Source organism: Streptococcus oralis (assembly GCF_023109195.1).
Lineage (GTDB): Bacteria > Bacillota > Bacilli > Lactobacillales > Streptococcaceae > Streptococcus > Streptococcus oralis_BV.
In genome coordinates, this window is the sequence record NZ_JALDUB010000004.1 from 57,762 (window position 1) to 79,296 (window position 21,535).

At 38.6% G+C, this 21,535-nt stretch carries 21 protein-coding genes; 2 read left to right on the forward strand and 19 right to left on the reverse strand.

Translation table 11 applies throughout. The features are described 5' to 3' along the window. From M1F65_RS08760 to M1F65_RS08840, 17 genes are all read right to left on the reverse strand, one after another. Nucleotides 1-669 carry a hypothetical protein gene (locus M1F65_RS08760; RefSeq protein ID WP_049550104.1) on the reverse strand — a complete coding sequence of 223 codons (669 nt, stop codon included), beginning with the start codon at nucleotides 667-669 and terminating at the stop codon, nucleotides 1-3. 63 nt (nucleotides 670-732) lie between these two features. Further along, entirely contained in the window at nucleotides 733-5,142 is a 4,410-nt protein-coding gene (essC, locus tag M1F65_RS08765) for a type VII secretion protein EssC (protein ID WP_247925816.1), read from the reverse strand. A gap of 21 nt (nucleotides 5,143-5,163) precedes the next feature. Then, the gene (essB, locus tag M1F65_RS08770) at nucleotides 5,164-6,435 is read right to left on the reverse strand and encodes a type VII secretion protein EssB (RefSeq protein ID WP_247925817.1); all 1,272 of its coding nucleotides are present in this window, start codon (nucleotides 6,433-6,435) and stop codon (nucleotides 5,164-5,166) included. Then, nucleotides 6,436-6,675 (reverse strand): EsaB/YukD family protein, encoded by a 240-nt coding sequence (locus tag M1F65_RS08775; RefSeq protein WP_049550081.1) that lies wholly within the window; start codon nucleotides 6,673-6,675, stop codon nucleotides 6,436-6,438. Nucleotides 6,676-6,740: 65 nt separating this feature from the next. Next, nucleotides 6,741-7,205, reverse strand: coding sequence for a type VII secretion protein EssA (gene essA / locus M1F65_RS08780; RefSeq protein ID WP_000720508.1), 465 nt, complete (start codon nucleotides 7,203-7,205; stop codon nucleotides 6,741-6,743). A gap of 11 nt (nucleotides 7,206-7,216) precedes the next feature. After that, nucleotides 7,217-10,246 (reverse strand): type VII secretion protein EsaA, encoded by a 3,030-nt coding sequence (gene esaA, locus M1F65_RS08785; RefSeq protein ID WP_247925818.1) that lies wholly within the window; start codon nucleotides 10,244-10,246, stop codon nucleotides 7,217-7,219. 71 nt (nucleotides 10,247-10,317) lie between these two features. After that, nucleotides 10,318-10,602: a WXG100 family type VII secretion target gene (locus M1F65_RS08790; protein ID WP_001173991.1), complete on the reverse strand. Its 285-nt coding sequence runs from the start codon at nucleotides 10,600-10,602 to the stop codon at nucleotides 10,318-10,320. Between the two features lie 220 nt (nucleotides 10,603-10,822). Beyond that, on the reverse strand, nucleotides 10,823-11,131 hold the full coding sequence (locus tag M1F65_RS08795) for a hypothetical protein (protein ID WP_049490270.1): 309 nt from the start codon (nucleotides 11,129-11,131) through the stop codon (nucleotides 10,823-10,825). 13 nt (nucleotides 11,132-11,144) lie between these two features. Beyond that, nucleotides 11,145-11,459: a hypothetical protein gene (locus M1F65_RS08800; protein ID WP_000960729.1), complete on the reverse strand. Its 315-nt coding sequence runs from the start codon at nucleotides 11,457-11,459 to the stop codon at nucleotides 11,145-11,147. Further along, on the reverse strand, nucleotides 11,440-13,110 hold the full coding sequence (locus tag M1F65_RS08805; protein ID WP_247925819.1) for a cutinase family protein: 1,671 nt from the start codon (nucleotides 13,108-13,110) through the stop codon (nucleotides 11,440-11,442). The genes M1F65_RS08800 and M1F65_RS08805 overlap by 20 nt, the downstream gene beginning before the upstream one ends. Then, nucleotides 13,103-13,525: a hypothetical protein gene (locus M1F65_RS08810; RefSeq protein WP_000747465.1), complete on the reverse strand. Its 423-nt coding sequence runs from the start codon at nucleotides 13,523-13,525 to the stop codon at nucleotides 13,103-13,105. The genes M1F65_RS08805 and M1F65_RS08810 overlap by 8 nt, the downstream gene beginning before the upstream one ends. Nucleotides 13,526-13,666: 141 nt before the next feature. After that, nucleotides 13,667-14,089 carry a hypothetical protein gene (locus M1F65_RS08815; RefSeq protein ID WP_049520609.1) on the reverse strand — a complete coding sequence of 141 codons (423 nt, stop codon included), beginning with the start codon at nucleotides 14,087-14,089 and terminating at the stop codon, nucleotides 13,667-13,669. Nucleotides 14,090-14,229: 140 nt separating this feature from the next. Next, on the reverse strand, nucleotides 14,230-14,640 hold the full coding sequence (locus M1F65_RS08820; protein WP_125457281.1) for a hypothetical protein: 411 nt from the start codon (nucleotides 14,638-14,640) through the stop codon (nucleotides 14,230-14,232). A gap of 53 nt (nucleotides 14,641-14,693) precedes the next feature. Next, nucleotides 14,694-15,116 carry a hypothetical protein gene (locus tag M1F65_RS08825; RefSeq protein WP_125457282.1) on the reverse strand — a complete coding sequence of 141 codons (423 nt, stop codon included), beginning with the start codon at nucleotides 15,114-15,116 and terminating at the stop codon, nucleotides 14,694-14,696. Between the two features lie 136 nt (nucleotides 15,117-15,252). Continuing rightward, the gene (locus M1F65_RS08830; RefSeq protein ID WP_247925820.1) at nucleotides 15,253-15,642 is read right to left on the reverse strand and encodes a hypothetical protein; all 390 of its coding nucleotides are present in this window, start codon (nucleotides 15,640-15,642) and stop codon (nucleotides 15,253-15,255) included. 552 nt (nucleotides 15,643-16,194) lie between these two features. Continuing rightward, nucleotides 16,195-17,142 carry an AEC family transporter gene (locus tag M1F65_RS08835; RefSeq protein WP_247925821.1) on the reverse strand — a complete coding sequence of 316 codons (948 nt, stop codon included), beginning with the start codon at nucleotides 17,140-17,142 and terminating at the stop codon, nucleotides 16,195-16,197. Between the two features lie 77 nt (nucleotides 17,143-17,219). Next, nucleotides 17,220-18,845 carry a malolactic enzyme gene (locus M1F65_RS08840; protein WP_247925822.1) on the reverse strand — a complete coding sequence of 542 codons (1,626 nt, stop codon included), beginning with the start codon at nucleotides 18,843-18,845 and terminating at the stop codon, nucleotides 17,220-17,222. A 358-nt stretch (nucleotides 18,846-19,203) separates the two neighbouring features. Here M1F65_RS08840 and M1F65_RS08845 point away from each other — a divergent pair, with 358 nt between their 5' ends. Both M1F65_RS08845 and M1F65_RS08850 read left to right on the forward strand, forming a co-directional pair. Next, nucleotides 19,204-19,554, forward strand: a complete 351-nt coding sequence (locus M1F65_RS08845; protein WP_247925824.1) for a helix-turn-helix domain-containing protein — start codon at nucleotides 19,204-19,206, stop codon at nucleotides 19,552-19,554. 127 nt (nucleotides 19,555-19,681) lie between these two features. Then, on the forward strand, nucleotides 19,682-20,560 hold the full coding sequence (locus tag M1F65_RS08850) for a LysR family transcriptional regulator (RefSeq protein ID WP_247925823.1): 879 nt from the start codon (nucleotides 19,682-19,684) through the stop codon (nucleotides 20,558-20,560). Between the two features lie 424 nt (nucleotides 20,561-20,984). Here M1F65_RS08850 and M1F65_RS08855 read toward each other — a convergent pair whose 3' ends face one another. Both M1F65_RS08855 and M1F65_RS10045 read right to left on the reverse strand, forming a co-directional pair. After that, nucleotides 20,985-21,269 carry a hypothetical protein gene (locus M1F65_RS08855; protein ID WP_225915803.1) on the reverse strand — a complete coding sequence of 95 codons (285 nt, stop codon included), beginning with the start codon at nucleotides 21,267-21,269 and terminating at the stop codon, nucleotides 20,985-20,987. Nucleotides 21,270-21,338: 69 nt separating this feature from the next. Continuing rightward, on the reverse strand, nucleotides 21,339-21,473 hold the full coding sequence (locus M1F65_RS10045; protein ID WP_260467467.1) for a hypothetical protein: 135 nt from the start codon (nucleotides 21,471-21,473) through the stop codon (nucleotides 21,339-21,341). Nucleotides 21,474-21,535 lie beyond the last annotated feature (62 nt).

Consider the following 21,535-nt stretch of genomic DNA (forward strand, 5'->3'; position numbering starts at 1 on the left):
TCATTCTTTTTCAAAAATAACACTACTAATTTGCACAATCTTTTGATTAGATTTTAGTTGAATAGTTACTCTATATATAGTTGAGCTGGAATAATTTACTAATACTATACATGTTGTTTCCTCTGGTAAATCATATTTGCTTTTTAGATGTTTATAGAGGTCAGAGCTATTTTCTGGCTGATATACAATCTCACGCAGTTCTGTTTCTGCACTCTTAAAGGTCTCCTTTACATCTAGAGAAGTAAAGAAATCTCTTTGTACCACTAGATTAAGAATTTCTTCATCATATAAAGGAGTTACCTCCGACCCATAATTTAACTTCCCATTAGAATATGTAACCGGAACAGTTTCGTTATTCTCCCCAATTGTTATTGTATAATCACCTTTAATATCAGCTTGAGTGATATCTAAATCCACTTCGTATTTTTTAACTTCATCTTGATTTTTTATATAAATTCTACTAGTGTATGCCTTTAATCCCGTAAAATCTTTCTTGTCTTGTTCTAAAAATTTAAACATAGGTTCAAAGGTTTTTTCAAATTCGTACTGTTCTTTTGTTCTGTTTTTGGGAATGGTCTCACCACCCAAACTACATCCATTCAATAACGATGCTGTCATAAGTATAACTCCTCCTATCATTAACCATAAAATTATTTTTATTTTTTTCATCTTTCTTTACTCCGCAATTATAATATTCAATATTGATTCGTTATTTTTCTTTTTATTAAGAATTTAGCGAATCAAAGCCTTGATCTTAATGTATGTGCTCTCACAAACAAAATAATGAACTTGATTTTCTAACATAGTCTCTCTTAGAGGTTTCTTTGTGACAGGTACAACGTTTTGATCATTGAGTCTCATGCTAATCAAAGCTTGTTTGAATCCTTTTGCTAGACGCAACGGAGCCTCTATATTACGAGAAATACTTTGGCTCGTAATAACAATTGAAGCATAGCCTGCTAGTAAACCTTGTTTAAAGATAAACTCTAGTCTCTTTTGTGCCACAGGTGTCAAATTTCCAATTATTTCGGTGATATTATAAAGAACGATAGTAACTACATGTTCTTTTAAGCCCTCTTGATTTCGCTTATGAATTTCCGATTCAAGAAGCTCTAGCCTATTTTCAATGTTTTGTATTTCATTCTCGTAAATGACTTCTTCCCCAAATCTCTCAAGATTGAGTTTAGAAAATTGTGGTGCCAAGACGATGACCTTCTGTTTCCCTTTGGCAATGTGTTTTACCAAGGCCGTCATCTGTTCTTCCTTATCTGTTAAATAAAGGAGATTTCCTTTAGCCAGATTCCAAGTAACAGGCTCAACTGTCTCCAAGTCAAGTCCTAATGGCACGAGTCCGTGTTCAAAGGCAGTCTGCACACTTGCTCGGCTATAGAAGTCTTTCTCTGTCAACTCCTCTGGTACCATTGGAATGGCACTTGGGCGTTGTCCTGTCCAGGCTTCTTGGAGGGAAGCCACTTCCTGACGTAGGTTGTTGAGGACTTGGGTATCATTGGCTCCATAAACTGGGAGTGCCAGCTGGATGACATCCACCTCTTCCCGCTTCATAAGGGCACGGCCCTTGATGTCTTCCATAGTCATAGCGAGTGGCGTAGAGCCCACGATGGCCCGCACTTCACCTGCCTCATTCTGTGGCAGGCTCAACTGGTGCTTGAAGTTTGAGTAGAGTTGAGCACGAAGGTTGGTCTGACGTCCGGCTGTCACCAAGAGGTGAACCCCGATACTGAGACCTTCACGAGAGATACGCACCAAGAGCTTGAAGAGTTCCGCCTCATAGGCTTCTTCCTTGAAGGCCTCATAGCTATCTAAGAGGATGACGATAGCCGGCTCTTCCTGACCACTGGCCTGACGGTAGAGTTCCAAGGTTCCAACACCATAGTCCGCAAGGAGTTTCTTACGACGGTTGAGTTCTCTCTCCATGATTCGTACAAATTTAGAGATCTTCTCTGTTTGGTCCAAAAGCATGGTATCCGCCACCTGTGGAAGCTTGGACAATGGAGCCAAACCATTGGTACCAAAGTCCATCAAGTACATGGTAAGAGCCTTGGGACTGAATTTGCGAGCCAAGTCCATCCCAGCTGTCTGAAGGAAGGTGGTCTTTCCTGTACCCGGACTTCCGTAGAGAAGGATATGACCATCCTTGGAGAGATTGATAGAGACAGCTTCCTGCTTCTGGGCCTGCGGGATATCCGCCATCCCCAAGAGGACAGAGAGTGGTTTCTCTTGTCCCCAGGCTACTGTCGGTTGCACTTCTTCCAGCTCGTCTAGCGTGATTCGCTCTTTGAGCGGTGGCAACCATGGCTGTGGTACTGGAGGAATCTCTTGTTCTTCACACAAGAGCTGGATATGGTGCACTATCGCATCCAACTCTGTCGGAACTTCCTTGATCTCATCCACATCTTCTAAGCCTGATAGGTCTTCATTCAAGATTTCATATTGGCCCAATTCATTGATCAGGTAGATAGTATGGTCCTCGATCCCCATATCGTCCTTGTCCGGCTGGTAATCCGCCCCTGACCAAGCTGACTGGAAGAGTTCATAGACTTCGTTATTCCCGACCTGTAGATAGGCACGTCCTGTCTGGGTGATCTCGGCTGCGTCCGGTGTATGAAGCATTTCATTGGAGTCCGAACGGTCCGCCACCTTAAGGGCGATCTTGAAGCGTGAGTTAGACCAGATCTGGTCATCCACCACACCAGATGGCTTTTGAGTTGCTAGGATCAAGTGGACACCGAGGGAACGTCCGACACGCGCGATAGATACCAACTCCTTGATAAAGTCGGGCTGGTTGACCTTGAGCTCTGCGAACTCATCTGAGATGAGAAAGAGGTGAGGGAGCGGTTCTGTCGCTTCTCCGTTTTTAAATTTTTTCTGGTATTGATTGATATGGTTGACTTCGAACTCTCCAAAGAGTCGTTCACGACGATGGATCTCCGCATTGATCGAAGCCAAGGCCCGCATAGATTGGGCACCATCCAAGTTGGTAATCGTCCCCAAGAGATGGGGAAGGTTTTTAAAGAGATTGGCCATCCCACCACCCTTGTAGTCAATCAGCAAGAAAGCCACATCATGAGGGTGGAAGTTAACAGCGAGGGATAAGATATAGGATTGGATGGTTTCTGACTTCCCTGAACCAGTCGTCCCTGCGATCAAACCATGTGGTCCATGGGCTTTTTCATGCAGATTGAGCTGAACCAGGTCATCCTGACCACGCAGACCAATCGGCACAGCCAAACTCTTGTAAGGTGCGTTCTTTTTCCAACGGCTCGATACCTGCAAATCCTCAAAGGTTTCCGCCCCATACATTTCCATAAAGGTCACAGAATCTGGGATCGAACTCTTCAGGTTTTGGAGGTGATTGAGCGGTGCCAAGGTACGGGCGATCCGCTCCTTATCATAATCTGCTGGGAAATGGTCCAAACGGAAGTCCGTCTCTTTCAAAACTCCTTCTTCCATGACCAGTTGGCCCGTATTGCGGTCCTTGATATTGATCACTGTCTGGATGTTCTCAGACAAGGAACTCATGACATCCTCTACAAAGATGAGAGAACAGCCTAATTCCGTTGGATCTTCGGTAAAGAACTCCATGATGATATGATCCAAAATCAGCTTCTCATCGGTCACTAAAACCACGTAATGAGGATGGAAGAGGGTGCTCTCCTTGTGGGATGCTTCTTCCTTTTGACTACGACGTAGTTTCAAGATCTGGTTCAAACTATTCAGAACTTGGTCCCGTGTTCGTTGATTGTAGACAAAACCGCGGACATTGAGTTCTTGCAGTTTGGCATGAGGAAGCCAACGCATCCAAGACCATTGCTCTTTTTCCTCTTCAGGTAAGATCGTAATAAACTGCACATCATGATAAGAATGGAAAGTTGCTAGCTGCATCACCAAAAGCTGCAGTTGCTCTAGGACGAGATTTCTAGGTCCAATATAACCCACCGGTCCATGGCTGAGGTTTGCCGGGATTGGCATATCTGGGATTTTTTTGTGACGACTATAGAGAGCGTAACCCTCTTCTTCTAGAGCATCCTTCTTACCGCTACGCTCCTGTTGACCGTATTTCAAGTCATAGCTAGTCGGCATTTTCCCGAGTCCCAAACGATAGTATAAAAAGTCAAAATGCAAGGGAGTCTTTTCATAAATCCGGTGATTGTAACTCTCAACCAAGTCCGTCAATTCTAAAATCGTTGGAAAATGATAGTGCATCCCTTCTTTTTGTTCTCGCTCCAGACGAGTCAATTCCTTGACCTTATCTTTCAGGTAAAGGCGATAGAGATCGACCCGTTCCTTCTTATCAGCCTTGTACTTTTTACGATTTTTGATAAAACCACGGATAGAAAAAATCATTGTGGTTATGGACATCCCTACTGTCGCAAGAATATAGATCCCTCGAGGTTGAATCAAGGTGATCAAGACAGTTACCCCGACCATCATTAAAGGAGGAACGATCAGCTTTAACAGTTCATCGCTCGGCTTAACCGGCTCCTGGCCTGGGGGATTGATCAAGATTTTATCCTCGCTACCACGATAGATGATCCGTGGAGAACGATGATAATCTGGATAATCTTCATAAAAACCATATCGAGATGGTTCTCTCAGAGTCAGTTGTGGCCCAACTTGGGCAGGACCCTGAACCCATACTTCATCAGAATAGAACTTGATCGTCACCGCCCCTAGACTCAACTCATCTCCAAAACCAATCAATTGCTGGTCCATTTGTTCCAGATGATTGTTTCGATAAAATGCGCCTTTTAGTCGAGTTAGCTTCCATTGATTTTGGGATTTTTGGAGTAAGAGTTCAACATCTCCATCTAGTGTGATCAATGCACCTTTTTGAGAGCCAATCTGAAACTCTGATAAATCCAAAAGGTCATAAACCCTTGGCTCCCCTTCTCGGAGATAAAAGACGACCTCACCCAAACGCAGACCATCTTTCAAGAGTCCCACTTCATCGTCGTACTGATAAAAGACCTCGTCACCATCGACCTTGAGCTGAATCGGTCTTTCCTGTTGAGAAAGGTAGACTTGGGCCTTTTCAGTCGCCCCGACCAAGACCGTCTTATCTGCACTCAGTTCTACTTCATAACGTAGACCTTGGCTGTAGAAAATGATTTGTTTTTTCATAATTTCTCTCCTTGGTCTACTTTAATTGCTAGAGGAGCTACTTGGAACAGGTTTCTTCTCAGATGACGGTTTGGTTTCAGAAGCCTTGTCTTGAGGGTTAGGAGTTGTAGAAGCATTGGAGCTTGATTCACTCGTTAGTAGCTCACTTCGACTATCCCAGTATTTCTTATACTCGCTTTCCAAAGTATTCAACTTACTTTCACGGTCTTTCCCTGACAAGTTGCCATCTTCTCGAACCTGCTTGATTTCCTGAGTCAAAGCATAGAGAATCAAGTCACTGTCGTTAATCCGTTTGGCAATATCAAGAGCCTCTTCAAAGCGATTGCGCCCAACCTGGATCCAGTAAGTCAAATAAAGCTCATCTGACTTGAGTGTTACGTTGTTCAAGATGACTTTCTTTTGTTCAGAAGAAAATTCCAACCCCTGAATATAAGAGTAAGCCAACTCATACTTTTGCGTATTCGGCAAGCTAGCTGGATCAATTCTCTCTAATTCTGTAATAACACCACTATAATCCACTTTAATAAAGGCAGTATCTGCCTGCAACATCTTTTCTTTGAAAGGATTTTGCACAAAAATCAGATAGATCAGTGGAACGATCAACAAGACAACGCTGGCTGTTAACCAAATCGTTGCCAGTTTAAAGACACGATGGCGTCTACTTGGAACCAAGACCAAATCTGCCCGTTCTTTCGCAGCCTTCTCCGTGTAGTACTTCTCCAAAACAGCTACTGCAGCCTCTATATCATCTGCCTGACATAGGTCATTTAAGAAGTCGGGCAAGGTCTCTAATTCCAAGGAACCATTATAAAGATCCATGAAATCCAAATCGCTAAATAGTGTTACTGTAAAACATTTAGCCTGGCGTAAAAAATCTTCTGAGGATATGGATTGAGGAACCATCAGACCAGGAATTCCACGATAAGCAATCTTAGCCTGAGCATCCTTGGTAATAAAGAGATTTACTGGGTGCAAAAGGAAAGTCACAGGTAACTCCAAGGCGCCCTCTAGACGAAAAACGTTTAGGGCCAAACGGATTCTTTCCGAAATGGTACGTTCCTTTATTTCCTCATAAGTCAGTCCATGAGCTTCGACTTGATAGGAGAAGGTGACACTATCCTCATCAGATACCATCGATTGCTCCAAAAAGAATGGATGATGCAAATCTAATAGTAAGAGTTCCCGTAAATCTTGACTCGCAACATCTGAACGTTTGAGTGTTAATTCCCAGTTTGTTTCATTTTTTTCATAGACAAACAACTGTCCACCAAATTCAAATTTTTCTTCAGCCACCTATATCTCCTCAATTTCTACTAAATCTCCTGTCGTCATAGGATAATCAGACAGATGTTTCCCTTCATCAATCAACAAACCTTTATTGACAATTCTTAATTGATATTTTTTTCGCTTGATACCTGGATAAAAAATCGTATCCACTTCTCGCACCAGCCGGCGCACTTCAATTCGCCGTGGAATGCGAATATCCACATCTCTTTCTCTCAAACGTAGGGTAATATTGATATGTTGCTCCACCTTTTACACGCCTCCTATGTCTGGTTTATCCTTTTCTAAGTTATTTAGACAGACTAGTTAAAAACTTAGTCCATCCCTTCTACCATCACACGATAACTCATTACTGCCGTTGCTCCAAAGAGCAAGAAAATCAACACCACATAGAATATCTCTGGAAGAAAGTCATTCAGACCACCTTTTTCTACATGGCCTATATTTGTTTGAAATTTAATTGTTTTTTGAGCATTGGGCTGAAACAACTGTTCTTCAGAAGATTTTTTCACTGGTCTCTGTATAGCAGAAAACAGTTGGCCCCTTTCTGTGATCAACTGTTCCTCTTGATGCTGTTGCATGTCCTGCAACCTCTTTTGAGTTGCTTCATTAAAAAGCTCCTTGGTTTGTTCAGACTGTAGACCAAATTTCAATCCCTCTTTCTTTTCAAGTCGGGAATCATCAATCTGCAGACTGTTATCCTTCAAATCATCTGCAGCAGCCCCAGAGACTGCTGCACATGTTACTAAGGTAAGAAGGAAAAGAATGATTTTCTTCATATTTCTATTTTCTATTCTTTCTCAACTTGGCTTGCTTGAAACCACAAACTACTTTCTCTGATAAAAACATTTATAACAAGTAAAACAGCTATGACAACAATCGTTGCAACAAAAGCGATAATTGCTGCTGGATGTCCATCAAAGTATCCTGAAAGCAAACCTTCTAATATTGATAACGCATTGAGATTTTTGATAAATGCTGGGAAACCAGTTAGACTTGCTGTTGTCCCAATAGCATTTGATAGGTAGACAAAGCTAATCATCATAAAGAAGGAGAGTCCCATACCAATCACTCGGAAATGTTTAAGCAATAGATATTGTCCTTGAATCAGTACAAATGCGGCTAAAACAATTAATAGAACCCAAGATGGTTGATATTCACGACCAACCTGTAGCTGAACACTTGATACAACACCAACTACCAATCCGACAACGATACTTAAAGCAGATAGGATGGTTACCGTCATCAAGTCTGTATCATGTAACTTATCAAGTTTGAACTTATCTTTGACTTTGCGAATAACGTTTTGAGTTGCAAACAGATAGGCTGTAAAGAGACTAACAATCTCCAATAGTAAAATCCATGTAAATGGACGGTAAACATTGACAGTCGCTTTCACTGAAGTAGCATTTTGGGTAACAGGGTTGGATAAGAAGTTCAACAACACTTCATTTGGTACCCCATTTTGATAGGCATTATTCAGAACCTTCACAAAGGATTCTACAAAGTTTCCATTGTTAGTTAATTCTTCGTTAAACTGCGTCATCAAGGAGTCAGCATCTTGTGACAACTTTTCAGTACTTGTTTGAGCGTTTGACAATTCACGATTGAAATTACCTAAAGTCTCATTCACAGACTCTGCAGCTTTGACATTACTTTGAGAAGATTCCTTCACACCCGTAGTTTCTGACAAGAGAGCTGCATAATCCGAATTTAGGGTAGCCAATTGATTATTAGTCTCTTCAAAAGCATCATTGCCTTTCCCTTGCTTCTCAACCAAATCCTTTAGATTTTCTTCCAACTTCTTGTACAACTCTAACTGTTCATTGATTTTTGTATTCAATTCTTGGTTGGTAGTCAAAACATCCTTCACATTTTTTTCTAGAACAGGCTTGAGAGTAGTCAGTTTTGACAAGGCTTTATCTACTTTCTCTTTAGTACCCTCTGTATCTGTATCGCTAGCAGGTGCAGTCAGACTGTCTTCATACTTCTTCAGGTTTGAACTAATAGCTTCAAGCCAAATATTTGATAAAGCATCTGTTACATCACTATTTCGTAACTCTTTGACAGTATTGTATGCTTGTCTGAGTGCTTCCACCTTTTGGTAGTCAGAAGCTATTTTCTGAACCTTTTGTCCATAAGTCACTGCTGCTTGCTGAACGGCTAAGACATCTATCGGAGCACTGACTGCTTGAACATCATTCAAGGAAATATCAACAGTCTTTGGCTCCGCTTTTGGAGTTGGGCTTGAAGCCCCCGTTGAACTTGTAGTTGGAGTCGGAGCTGCCTCTGCAACACTATAGGCTACTTTGAAAGTCCCACCCGTCTTCAAATCAATTTCTTGACCAAACTCAACTGGTGTGCCATCATAAGTGACCGAATGAACCGTCACTCCTGTTCCAGCCTTCCATGATACCTTAGCCTTTGTTCCTGTTCGTCCAACAGCACTCGTACTCGTGATTGCCAGATGTTCCAGATTCTTCAAGTCCGTCAAAGAAATCTCGTCGCTTGGCTCTTTAATCGTTTTTAAATCTGTATAGTTTACAGAAGGAATTGTGATCGGTGTCATACCAAAACCACTAAATTCTTTTCCACTAAAGTCTTCTTTGGGTAATTCTGAGATTGCAGAAGCCAGCTGCTCTTTTAGAGATTCCTCAACCTTCTCTAAATCCTTGTTTGCAGCTTTATCCAAAAATCGATCAAGAGTGATTTTGCTCTTCTCACTTGTTCCATAGTAAGTGGCTAATTTCTCATCAATAAAGTTATGAATATCATTTTTATGATTTTCAAACTTGGTTCTTTCATCTGTTAGATTTTTCTGTAAGCTACCAATCTCTGTGCTGATGCTTTCTGCTACTTTTTTATAGTAAGCCTCAACTTCTGGTGACGTTCCATCAGTGGATGCTGGTGTTCCATCTATATTCGCAGTCAGACTACCTTGAGCTTTAATTAATTCCTTATAGGTTTCAATTTGTCCCTTAACGTCTTCCCGACTCTGAGAAATGAGCCCAGTGATAACATCCGCATGATTTTTCTTCTCATCTACTCTATTCTTAAGTAGAGTTCCAAACTTCTCGCCATAGGCAATCTGCGAAACATCAAAACGACCAAAAATCTGTGAGTAGCCCTCCAAACCTGTCTTTAAAGCAGTGTTGGCGTCAACAGAGGAACTAGACATACTATAGAGAGTTGGGAAAAGATTTTTAGAGTTGATAGCTGTATTATATAAATTCGTACGATAGTTTCCGATATTGGTTGCTTGTATCTGTGAGCTAGCTTGAACATTCTTTTGTGCTGTATAAAGGTTGTTCAAAATACTAGCCATATACATGTCAACTAACTGACCATTCAAATCAGAAACAATATCTTTCGCTAGTTTATTTGCATCATTTTCTACTTGCAAATTTCCTTGCGCATTCACCTTATAATTGATAGTTGTCTTATCAACATTGATGCTGTTAATATCGAGTATTTTTTCAGAAAAGTCACTAGGAATTGTTAAAACGAGTTGGTATTTCCCACTTTCTAACCCAGAATCAGCTGCTCCACGAGGGACAACAGACCAATTTTGTGAATTATCACGCTCGATATTTTTTACATAACTAGCACCTAGATTGTATTCTTTTGTATCTACGTAGACAGGCTTATCTTCATTTACGATAGCTACATTTAATTTTGTCTGCTGATTAGCCTTTGCATTATTTTCATTGCTAATCGTTGTATTTTTTTGAACAGATAGATTCAAAAAAATAATCAATGCAAGCAATCCTAATGCTAACAAACTACTTCCTATATATTTAAAAATTCTATTCTTCCTCATATTACTTTAAATCTTCTCCGTCATAAAAAATAGGAAGGCTCTCGCCCTCCTAAAGCCACTTATATAACAAATTAAATTTGTGATGCAAGATCTTGGTCGTTTTGTTCAACAATTTCAGCAACCTTGTTCAACTGTGCATTGATCTCATCAAGCAAAGTTGCAAACTCCTCAATTTTTGGAGACAATTCTGTGAATTGGCGATCAAAGCTCTCAAAAGCAGCACCTTTCCAGTTGTCTCGGATAGTATTTTGCTCTTGAGTCAATGTACGAAGTACTTGTCTTACTTCCTCAGAACCTTGAGTGTACTTTTGAGCAGAGGTACGCAATTCTTCTGTTGTTAATTGAATTAAAGCCATGTGAAACTCCTTTATATTAATTTACTCCCTCATTATATCAACAATTTGCTTTAATTGCAAGTTTAAAATTCATTTTTTATTCTATTTATAAAAAAATAAGAGCTATTTCCATCTAAAAACTAGTAAGAAGGGTTAAATTATCTACTTTTCTTGTATAATTACTTCTTTTTTTATCTATAATAACAAACTCACATCATCCTTCTTTGATAAGGTATATTTGTTAAACGTTCTTTTCTTCTAACTTTCTATAAAAGTTTTTATTCTCTTGATGGCGAGCTTCCAGCACATTCTCTATACGACTCTTGTAAAGTTTATGATAGTTATCTAAATTATTCTCTATCTCAAAGATATATGGTTGAATTTCAGCAAAACTACTGTCTCTGCATGCATAGGAAAGCGCCTCTAGGAGATGATCCGTCTCCCTGCTAAACTTGTGGAAATCATCATCCAAATCCATCTCCAAACGCTCTAAGTCTCGTAATTTACGATTATGCTCATCCTCTAGTTTCTGAAGTTCCTTTTTATCCATGACCAGTTTTCTCCTAGCTTTTAATCGGACTCTGTAAAGTAGGGGTTTGCATGGTCTGGGTCAAGTAAGTTTCAGCAGCATCAGCGGCCTTGCCCTCAAATCCTCCCTTAATATTGTTTACATAGGTCTTAGAAGCATACTCTTGCATATCTGCGGCTGCTTCCTGCAACTTTTTAGCTAACTCAGTTCCTTTAGCAAGGATTGACAACTCTTTTGCAGTTACCAAGGCCCTGACTGCTTGGCGTTCTTGTTCCTTCATTCTTTCTTTGAAGCCTCTATCGAGTTGCTCTCTTGTAATTAAGGTATCCTCATCCGTTAGGACTAACATTTTTTCCCCTCCATGTTTGTTTTACATCCGCCAATAGATTGTTAAAATCTTCAGCACTATCTGTATCTATGGTCTCAAAGGAACCACTAGCTTTAACCAAGCTTTCCCCCAGTTGCTCGATTTGTGTCAGGAAGGATGTTGCTGCAGTCTTCGTGTCACTTGCAACGCCTTCATCCCAAAAGCTTGTTGTATCAAAACCAGAAAGCAGATTCGTAACTTCTGAGCTTGACAAATATCCAACCATGTCAAACGCTGTCTGTCTTGTCTCTTTTATCATGTTTTGAATATCTTCCTTAGCATCTGAAAGTAAGGTTTTCACAGATTTAACTTTGTCTTCCATGTCAAAATTTGCCAACTGGGCTGCTGTCTGAAGCAACTGAGCTCGGACCAAAATTCTCTTTTCTCCTGTAAGATTACCATTTCTCAGTTGTTCCTGATAACGAGGAATAGCTTCTCGATCCCACTTTATAGATTCCTGACGAACTTCTTCGACAATTTTACTATATTCAGTTGTAAAATTCTCGTAAACAGCATAACCAATAGCTGCCTTTATTTTAAACTCACCCCTCATAATGGCATTTAAAACATTTGAGGCTACATTTTCATCGACTCCTAAAGCCCGGAGTGAATCCAACGTTGTCGCTATCAGTCGAGCTAGCTTTTCACCTGCCCTGAGCAATTCTGGGTGAAAATCCTCAGACGCAGTCAATAAATTTCCCTTTCCATCCGATTGGAAAACACCAAAGTCATGGGAACTTTCTGGATCAGTAATCTGGGTATAATGCAAGGGGACAAGGACATTGACTTTACCGACGGGTTTCTTAAGTGGTTCATCGGAATCCCCAGGTAATTTGGTAATGGTATGCTCACGATTAAGCATCCCCACGACATCAAAAGGATTGACATAGTACTCGATTTTTTCGCTAATCTTTTTGATTTTCTCGTCACTGAGTCCCATTTTCTTTAAACTCTTTGTCGTGTCCGGGCCGTCAAAGAGGACGACTTTGCTGATTTTCTCCAGTTCTTCATCAGTGAGTCCAGCTACCCCTTGCGCAGAGACAATGGTCCCTAAGGAGTGACCTGCGATGTCCATCGTAGCTTGCGGAGCTTTTTCAGTCATCTCTGCGATCTTCGTTTTCATTCCTACTGTCGCTAACTTGGCTTGCGGCGTATGGATATGATTGAGAGCGAACTTAGCATCGTTGTCAACCCAGTCGTTCCAATTTTCTTTACTGATGGCATCACTTCCGCGGATGGTCATATAGGTTTTCGTAGTATCATTAGTCAAGGTAGGCGTATCCGTTAAGTAGTAGGCACTGAAACCAGCTTCATCATCAGTTAAGAGTCCTTTTTGATACCGTTTGTGACGAATATCCTGCCTCATCCCATTCGCATCAGGAACTGGTATCGATGTAACTTTATAAGTATCTCGCAAATCAGGATCCGGCTGCAAGTAGACTCTACCATTATGGGGTAGATGTTTACCTCCAGGGGTGATTTCTTCGTTATAAATTATTTCTTTTGAATAGTCAAACACTCTTGCTTCTATTGAATTATTTTTAGGTGGAAAATTATTGGGACGACCAATATAAGCCGATTGCGCTAAATCCGCATAAAAATTATCAAAGGTTTTTAAATTACTGTTAGTCATAAATCTCCCATACGTTGCCTTTCAAAACTCTTATCGGTTGCATTTCAGAAATTTTCTTAATATTGGGAATACTATTGCTATTATATTCTATAGGGAAACCAATTGTAAATTCAGTATCTTCATTGTTATTTATTTTTCCATCCAATGTTATAATATATCCCCCACCTTGAGGGGTACCATTTCCTATATTTTCTACTTTCATACTATCCCAATCAAATTGGACACTTTCAACTTTAGGATTTCTAGACTTTATAAAGTTCGCCATCTCCTCTTCATGCTCCTTCAGATAAGCCAACTGCTTAGCCCGTGGACTCAGAGTTATTCCTCCAAATAGATTTGTTTTCTGTGCCATCCATGCGCCTCCTCCAAATACTACAAGGGCTATAACTAGCCAAAGTAAAGTACGTTTTTTCATCTCTTTCCTCCTATATAGCGGAATCTAAGTATATTATATCATGAATGTAAAAAAAAAATACTTTTAGCAAGTATTCTAAGTTGGTAGAGAATGAGTAATATTAAATTTGAGTAAAAATTATCAAAGGTTTTTAAGTTACTGTTAGTCATAAAGATCCCATAAATTTCCTTTCAAAATTCTTATTGGTTGCATTTGAATAATAACAAGTTTCTCAGGGATTTCATTTAAATTACGTTTTAGTGGAAAACCTAATGTAAATTTAGTATCCTTATTATTATTGATTCTACCGTTCACTGTCATCATATAACCTCCGCCTTGAGGAGTTCCATTTCCTACCTGACCAACTTCCATACTATCCCAATCAAATTGGACACTCTCAACTTTTGAATTCCAAGATTTAACGAAGTTCGCCATTTCCTCTTCATGCTCCTTCAGATAAGCCAACTGCTTAGCCCGTGGGCTCAGAGTTATTCCTCCAAATAGATTTGTTTCCTGTGCCATCCATGCGCCTCCTCCAAAAATTACAAGTGCTAAAATTAGCCAAACTAAAGTACGTTTTTTCATTTCTTTCCTCCTATATAGTGGAATCTAAGTATATTATATCATGAATGTAAAAAAAAAATACTTTTAGCAAGTATTCGGAGTCAGTGGGGAATGAGTGAGGGATTAAGCTATCATAAAAGTTGTTATAATCTTTTAGATTACTATCCGTCATACTTGTCCCAACCTCCATTTTTTAACACTCTAGGCTGATTATACATGCCAATCCGATCTATTGAAGGTACATCATTTTTATTTTTTAATCGAAAATCTATTGTAAAGTCAGAATCCTTTATATGATTAAAAGAACCCTTCACTGATAGATTATAACCTCCACCCTGTGGAGTTCCATTTCCTATTTGTTCAACAGTTAAACTATTCCAATCCATCTGAATAGATTCAATCTTTGAATTTTTAGACTTTACAAATTTTACAATTTCTTCTTCATGCTCCTTCAGATAAGCTAACTGCTTAGCTCGTGGGCTCAGAAATAAATTTGCTTCTTTCGCCATCCATGCTCCGCCACCGAATACTACAAGAGCTATAACTAGCCAAAGCAAGGTACGTTTTTTCATCTCTTCCCTCCTATATATTTGAGTAAAAATTATCAAAGGTTTTTAAGTTACTGTTAGTCATAACAATACCATCCCCCGTCCCTATAAATTCTTATTGGTTGCATTTCATAAATTCCAAATTCCTTTGGTATGCCATTAGCATCATTGTCTAAAGAAAATCCAACCATAAATTTCGTTTTATCATTATTATTTACCTTTCCTCTAAGTGTCAACATATAGCCACCACCTTGTGGAGTTCCATTTCCTACTTGACCAACCTTCATACTATCCCAATCGAACTGGACACTTTCAACTTTAGGACTTAAAGACTTGACAAAATCAGCCATATCTTCTTCATGTTCTTTCAAATAAGCCAACTGCTTAGCTCGTGGGCTTAGAGTTATTCCTCCGAATAGATTTGTTTCCTGTGCCATCCATGCGCCGCCTCCAAATACTACAAGAGCTAAAACTAGACAAAGTAAGGTACGTTTTTTCATTTCTTTCCTCCAATATAGTGGAATCTAAGTTTATTATATCATGAATGTAAAAAAACTTTTGGCAAGTATTCAAAGTCAGTAGGGAATGAGGGATATTAAATTTGAGTAAAAATTATCAAAGGTTTTTAGATTACTGTTAGTCAAAAATCCTTCCCCCCACTCTTAAATAATTGGCTAAAGCCATTGAATTAGGAATAATTTTACCATTCTCAATATCAAAAGTTACATTCCAAGAGGAGGACTCAATATGATTAAAACCACCATATACATTTACAATTTCTCCGCCTCCTTGAGGGGTCCCATTCCCAACTTTTTCCCATTTAGTTTCATCCCAAGAAATCTGAACAGATTCAATCTTTGAATTTTTAGACTTTACAAATTTTACAATTTCTTCTTCATGTTCCTTTAAATAATCCAACTGCTTAGCTCGTGGGCTTAGAAATAAATTTGTTTCTTGTGCTAGCCATGCTCCGCCTCCAAATATTACAAGTGCTAAAATCAGCCAAAGTAAGGTACGTTTTTTCATAATGATGCTCCTTCAGATATATCATCTCCCTCTTACAATCCAAAACTCCTTAATTAAAAACAAATTACGGATCTATTGTTGCTTTAGAAATAGAAGATTGTCATTAAAACTAGTATAGCATAAAAGCCTCAAACAGCCTATTTCACCAATCACTCTTATTGAAGGCTTGTTAATAATCTGACCAGAAGGATTTGAGTTGAATGCAAAGAAACAACTGACTTTGTCAGATTGCAGCCACATTTGTAAGCGACTAAAGTCGCAACAACTGTGTCAATTGAACCAATTTAGTAAGAAAGTACAAAAAAGAACACCCCGAAAGGTGCTCTTTGTAAGTATCGTAATTCTTTCGAATGAACGTTTACTAAACTGTGACGCTTTACGAGCTTTTTCAAGCCTGATTTGGAAAGTACGAGTTTCAGTTGGGTTAAAAACTGCACAATATCAAGGATTTTAAGAACAATATCTACTTATTCATTTCATAAAATATGAATTAATAGATTCTAAATAGGGGAATTTCTTAACGCATAACTTTCAATCCTATTCTCTTCCTTCTTATCCTAATAAAGTTTGTAATATTGGAATAACAACGATAAATAGAACCGTACTTAAAGTCACTACATTCGTAGAGAATTCCACATCTCCTTTTCCCTGATTAGCAAGGATCGGGAGAACGGCTAGAGCTGGTGTAGCGGACTGAATCATAAAGGTCTTAAATTCTACTATCGCCATATTTGGTGCAAAGAACTTCAATACAAGAAGCATGATCAGAGGAGCTAGGATAAAGCGTCCAACTAAAGTGACAATTGTATCTTTATCAAAAGTAATAGTATTCAAACCTGCCTTTGCAAGAACGATACCAATATAAATCAGAGATAAGGGAGTGACGATATTTCCAACATAGGTTAAGGTGTTCGTTACGAAATCTGGAATAGAGATTCGGAGAAGCAAAAATAGTAGGGCGACAAGAAAACCTACAAGCGGAGCTGGTAGCAATTTCTTCCAGTCAAATTTACTTGTCTTCTTGCTTTGACCCGATTTACTATCGCTCGTCATCAAATACACGCCCAATGTCCAGGTGGAAATCGTATTGGTGATATAGTAAATTAAGAAATAAGGAAGAGCCTGCTCTCCAAAAAGAGCAACGTTTAATGGTAAACCGATAAAAATAGTATTGGCATTCACAAAGGTATTAATCATGGTCCCTCGCCGTCCTGGACGAACCTTGAAAACCACAACTGCAATATAAGCTACGATATAGCCCAAGATAAAGGCCACAAATGTATAAAGGAGACCTCCAGAAAGACTGATTAGTTTATCTAGTGTTAGGTATTTCATCACCGACACAAAGATTGATGCTGGCAAGGCTACATTCATGATCAAACGAGATAGGTTAGGTCCAAAGTCATCTCCAAACCATCCCTTCACCTGAAGAATATACCCCAAAACAATAATAGCAATTATCGGAATGATACTCGTAATCGAGGTTAAAAAGAGTGACATAGGTATCCTTTCTATATTACTTAAGTCCACAGCCCATACAAATCTGTCGCTATAGAAGGATAGACAGCAGCAATGAATTATTTATACTCTGGATACCACTTCAAATCACGAACGGCTTTGGCCATATCTGTTTCCTTAGCACGCGCAAGACCTTGCTCTTGCGCTTTTTTAGCGACTGCTTCTGCTACTTTAATAGAAACATCTGCTACATACTTGAATGGTGGCAAGACAGGAGCTCCTGGTTGACCTGGATTGACAATACCACTCAATGAATGAGCCGCTGCTCCAATCATTTCATCAGTCAAAAGACTTGCTTCAGAAGCCAGCATACCTAGACCAAGACCTGGGTAAATCAAGGCATTATTGGCTTGACCAATCACATAGTCGACACCTTTATAAGAAACTGTATCAGCAGGAATTCCTGTTGCGACAAAAGCTTTGCCATCTGACCATTCAATCAAATCTTTGGCACTAGCTTCTGCTAGTTTGGTTGGATTTGACAAAGGGAAAATCATCGGACGCTCTGTGTTTTCACACATAGCCTCTACTATTTCTTTAGTGAAGGTATTAGGCTGAGTCGAAGTTCCTACAAGAATGGTTGGCTTCACAGTCTTCACTACTTCAAGCAGGTCAGTCAACTTGTCTGCGTTACTAAAGTCAGCACGTTTCTTAGCAAACGGTTTTTGTTCAGGAGTTAGGTCATCCATGTCATCAAAGAGAAGACCTTGTTTATCAACCATAAAGAAACGTTTATAGGCTTCTTCTTCAGAAAGACCTTCACTTACCATTTCACGAAGAACACGAGAGGCAATTCCTGCACCCGCAGTACCACCACCATAGCAGAGATAAATTTGATCTGTTAATTTTTCACCACTAATATCCAGTGAACCAAAGATACCACCCAAGGTAACGATTCCTGTGCCTTGAATATCATCATTAAAAGTTGGAATTTGTTTCCGGTATTTTTCAAGAATATTGGCAGCATTCAAGCGGCCGAAGTCTTCCCAGTGAAGGTAAAGTTTAGGAAAGAGACGTTCTGCTGTTTGAACGAATTGGTCAATGAAGTCGTAGTAACGATCTCCGCGAACCCGTTCGTGACGATTCCCTAAGTAATTAGGATTGTTACGAAGTTCTTCACGGTTAGTCCCTGCATCAATGACTAAAGGAATAACCATAGAAGGATCGATTCCAGCAGCACCCGTGTAGACCATCAATTTCCCAACTGAAATATCTACCCCATTTGTTCCCCAGTCACCGATTCCAAGGATTCCTTCTGCATCTGTTACAACAATGAGACGAATCTCGCGATTCCCAGCAGCATTTTTCAAAGTGGCTTCAATGTTTTCAGGATGATTGATATCAAGATATCCCGCATATTGTGGATCTACAAAGAGATCACTATAGCCTTCAATGGTATCTGCAATAGTTGGATCGTATACAATAGGATTGAATTCCTCCAAATGTTGAGAAAAGAGGTAATAGAAAAGAGTCCGGTTGGTATTAAAAATTTCCATTAGGAAAAGACGCTTTTCCAAATCATTGGCTTTTGTTTGCATCTGTGCATAAGTTTGCGTCGCTTGCTCTTCAATCGTTTGAACATACGGTGGCAGTAAACCAATAAGACCTAGTTCCTTTCGCTCCTCTAAGGTAAAGGCAGTACCTTTATTGAGGAAAGGATTGTTTAAAATATCATGTGCAGTCATAGTGCAACCTCCTTTTTACTTCTATTATACCACTTAAAACGAATTGTTCGGAAAACTTTGTTGTTTAAAAAATACTATTGTGTACGCATATGTTATAATGAGTCTACGAAGGCAATTTTCTAATAAGCTCTTTATACTTAAAACACTATTGTTAATGGCACTTTAAGTTGTTATATTTTATAAAGTTCTGAGCTCATAAAACTCTCAATGATCACTCTTTACTAAAAGTTTCGAGCAAAAGAAACTAATCATACAAATTGGCAATCCGAATTAAAATAAATATCATATAAGTTTGTTATGCAATACTTTGTATTTTTTAAGATGTTTTTTTGTCATGCAAAACTTGTATTCTATTTATATGACGAATAAAAACTATTTACAACAATATATTTCCCAAAAAGTGAAATATTTTCGAATACAGAAAAAAATGAGCCAGGAAGAACTTTCGGAACAAGCAGGACTTGGGCTTAAGTATATCAATCAACTTGAAAACCAAAATGTGAATCTGACCATTCACAGTCTTGAAAAAGTGATTGTCGCCCTAGAGATGACCCCAGAGGAATTTTTCAATTTTGATAGCCTTGAATCAACCTCTGATAAGACCGACAATCTTTCACTCAAAAGAATCAACATGAAGATTAAACAGCTCCCTATTGATAAACGAGAAAAGATGTTGGTCATTTTTGAAAGTATCTTAGATAACCTTTGATATCCCTGACTCACTTACATTTTAACCGGTGAATACTCGTATAGTCAAATTGTAGGATACGGATAAAAAGTATTTATCTGGTGATTTCCACTTATTTTCCTTCTCCAACTAATGAAAGTGAGCCCATATGAATTTAAAAGATCTACAATATTTTTATGACCTCTGCCAGCTTCAATCCTATACGGAAGTAGCAAAACAACATAAAGTCAGCCAACCATCTATTTCTTATGCCATCAAGCGCTTAGAGGAATCTTTTAATTGCAAATTGATTCACCATGATCCTTCACATCGCTCCTTTAAACTAACTAATCAAGGACAAATCCTTCTGAGGCATACAGAACTGATTTTACCTGAGGTCATTTCTACTCGCAAAGAAATTAATCGCTCTTTGGCGCATTGCTCTACTGTAGGATTCCCTCCTATTATCATTCAGTATCTTTTCTCTGTCTTAAATAAAGAAACTGAATTTGATTTTTTAAAAAAGGTACGTCCTATTCGTGGTGGATCTGTAGAATTATTAAATCTTCTCCTTAAGGGAGAACTAGATGCGAGCTTACTCGGATTGATTGAACCACTCAATCATCCTTCAATAGAGACACATGAACTCTTTCATAAAGAACTGTATGTCGTTTTATCTAAGAACCATCCTCTTGCCACTGCTCCTTCCCTTGCTTTTGCAGAATTAGTAGATCAATCCTTTATACTCTTAGACGAACACTTTGTTCATCTAAAAGCTTTTGAACTACTTAATCAAAAGCATCAAAACAAGGCAGAAGTATTCTTTAAGACTGATGACATTGTCATTCTTAAAGAACTTTTAAAGAAAGGGATTGGCGTTAGTTTACTGGCTGATATCGCCCTTTCTGATGAAGATGATGATTTAATAAAAATCCCTCTAATACCGGAGGACCATATAACATTTACAGTTTATTACGCTTATCTCAAATCAGCTACACTGTCATCAGAAGTAGAAGCCTTATTTAATCTCATTAAATCATATGAATAGAAAAAAACTCTAACTATCAACTACCTGATAGCTAGAGTTTTTTACATTATAGGTATTAGACTAAAGCACGAAGAAATAGGATATGATCGCCGAATCTTTTCATTTACCTGATATCATTCAACGAGATTCCCAATTATAAATCTACAAAGTGTCGATAAAAAAGAACACCCCGAAAGATGCTCTTTGTAAGTATCGTAATTCTTTCGAATTAACGTTTACTAAATTGTGATGCTTTACGAGCTTTCTTAAGACCTGGTTTGGAAAGTATGGATTTCAGTTGGACTAAAAACAGCGTAATATCAAGGATTTTCTGAACAATATCTACTTTTTAATTTCATAAAATCTGAATCAATAGATTATAAATAGGGGAATAGTTTTGGTCTCTAAGCATTAAAATAATACACCTAACTTTGGTCACCGTTTTTTAGTTATTCACTCTTTTTTCGGATAGTGTTTTTAAAGTTATGATGTAAAATGCCGCAATTAAAACACTATACATCATAATCGGAGGATAGACAATTAAAGATAGAATCAATCCCACTCCTTTAATTATTAGGTCAGGTATCAATAACTTTCTATATTGTGCGGTAGCTTCAAGTAATTCTTTCTGATCTATATTGGGTTTATCAATTACTTTATGTAAAAACCAGTTTGCTACCGTTGAAACAATAACAATCAGTCCATAAAAGAGCTGTGCCGTATGATTCATGAAATGACTACTAACTATTCCAGTAGCATAGGGCATAAATGAAACAAAAAATAAAAGATACAAATTCTTTCAAATTTCTCCCTTTTCAACTTGGCTAACTTGACCTGCATTACCTAGGTTGCTTTGCTTTAAATTATACTTTTTTCTTAAACATTTGATACGAGTAGGTATTTCTTGTGAGTAATTTTCATCAAAAAATTTCATAGATAAGTCCTATATATAATCATGATAAAGTAGTAAAAATAGTTGTTATCCTAGTTGATTAA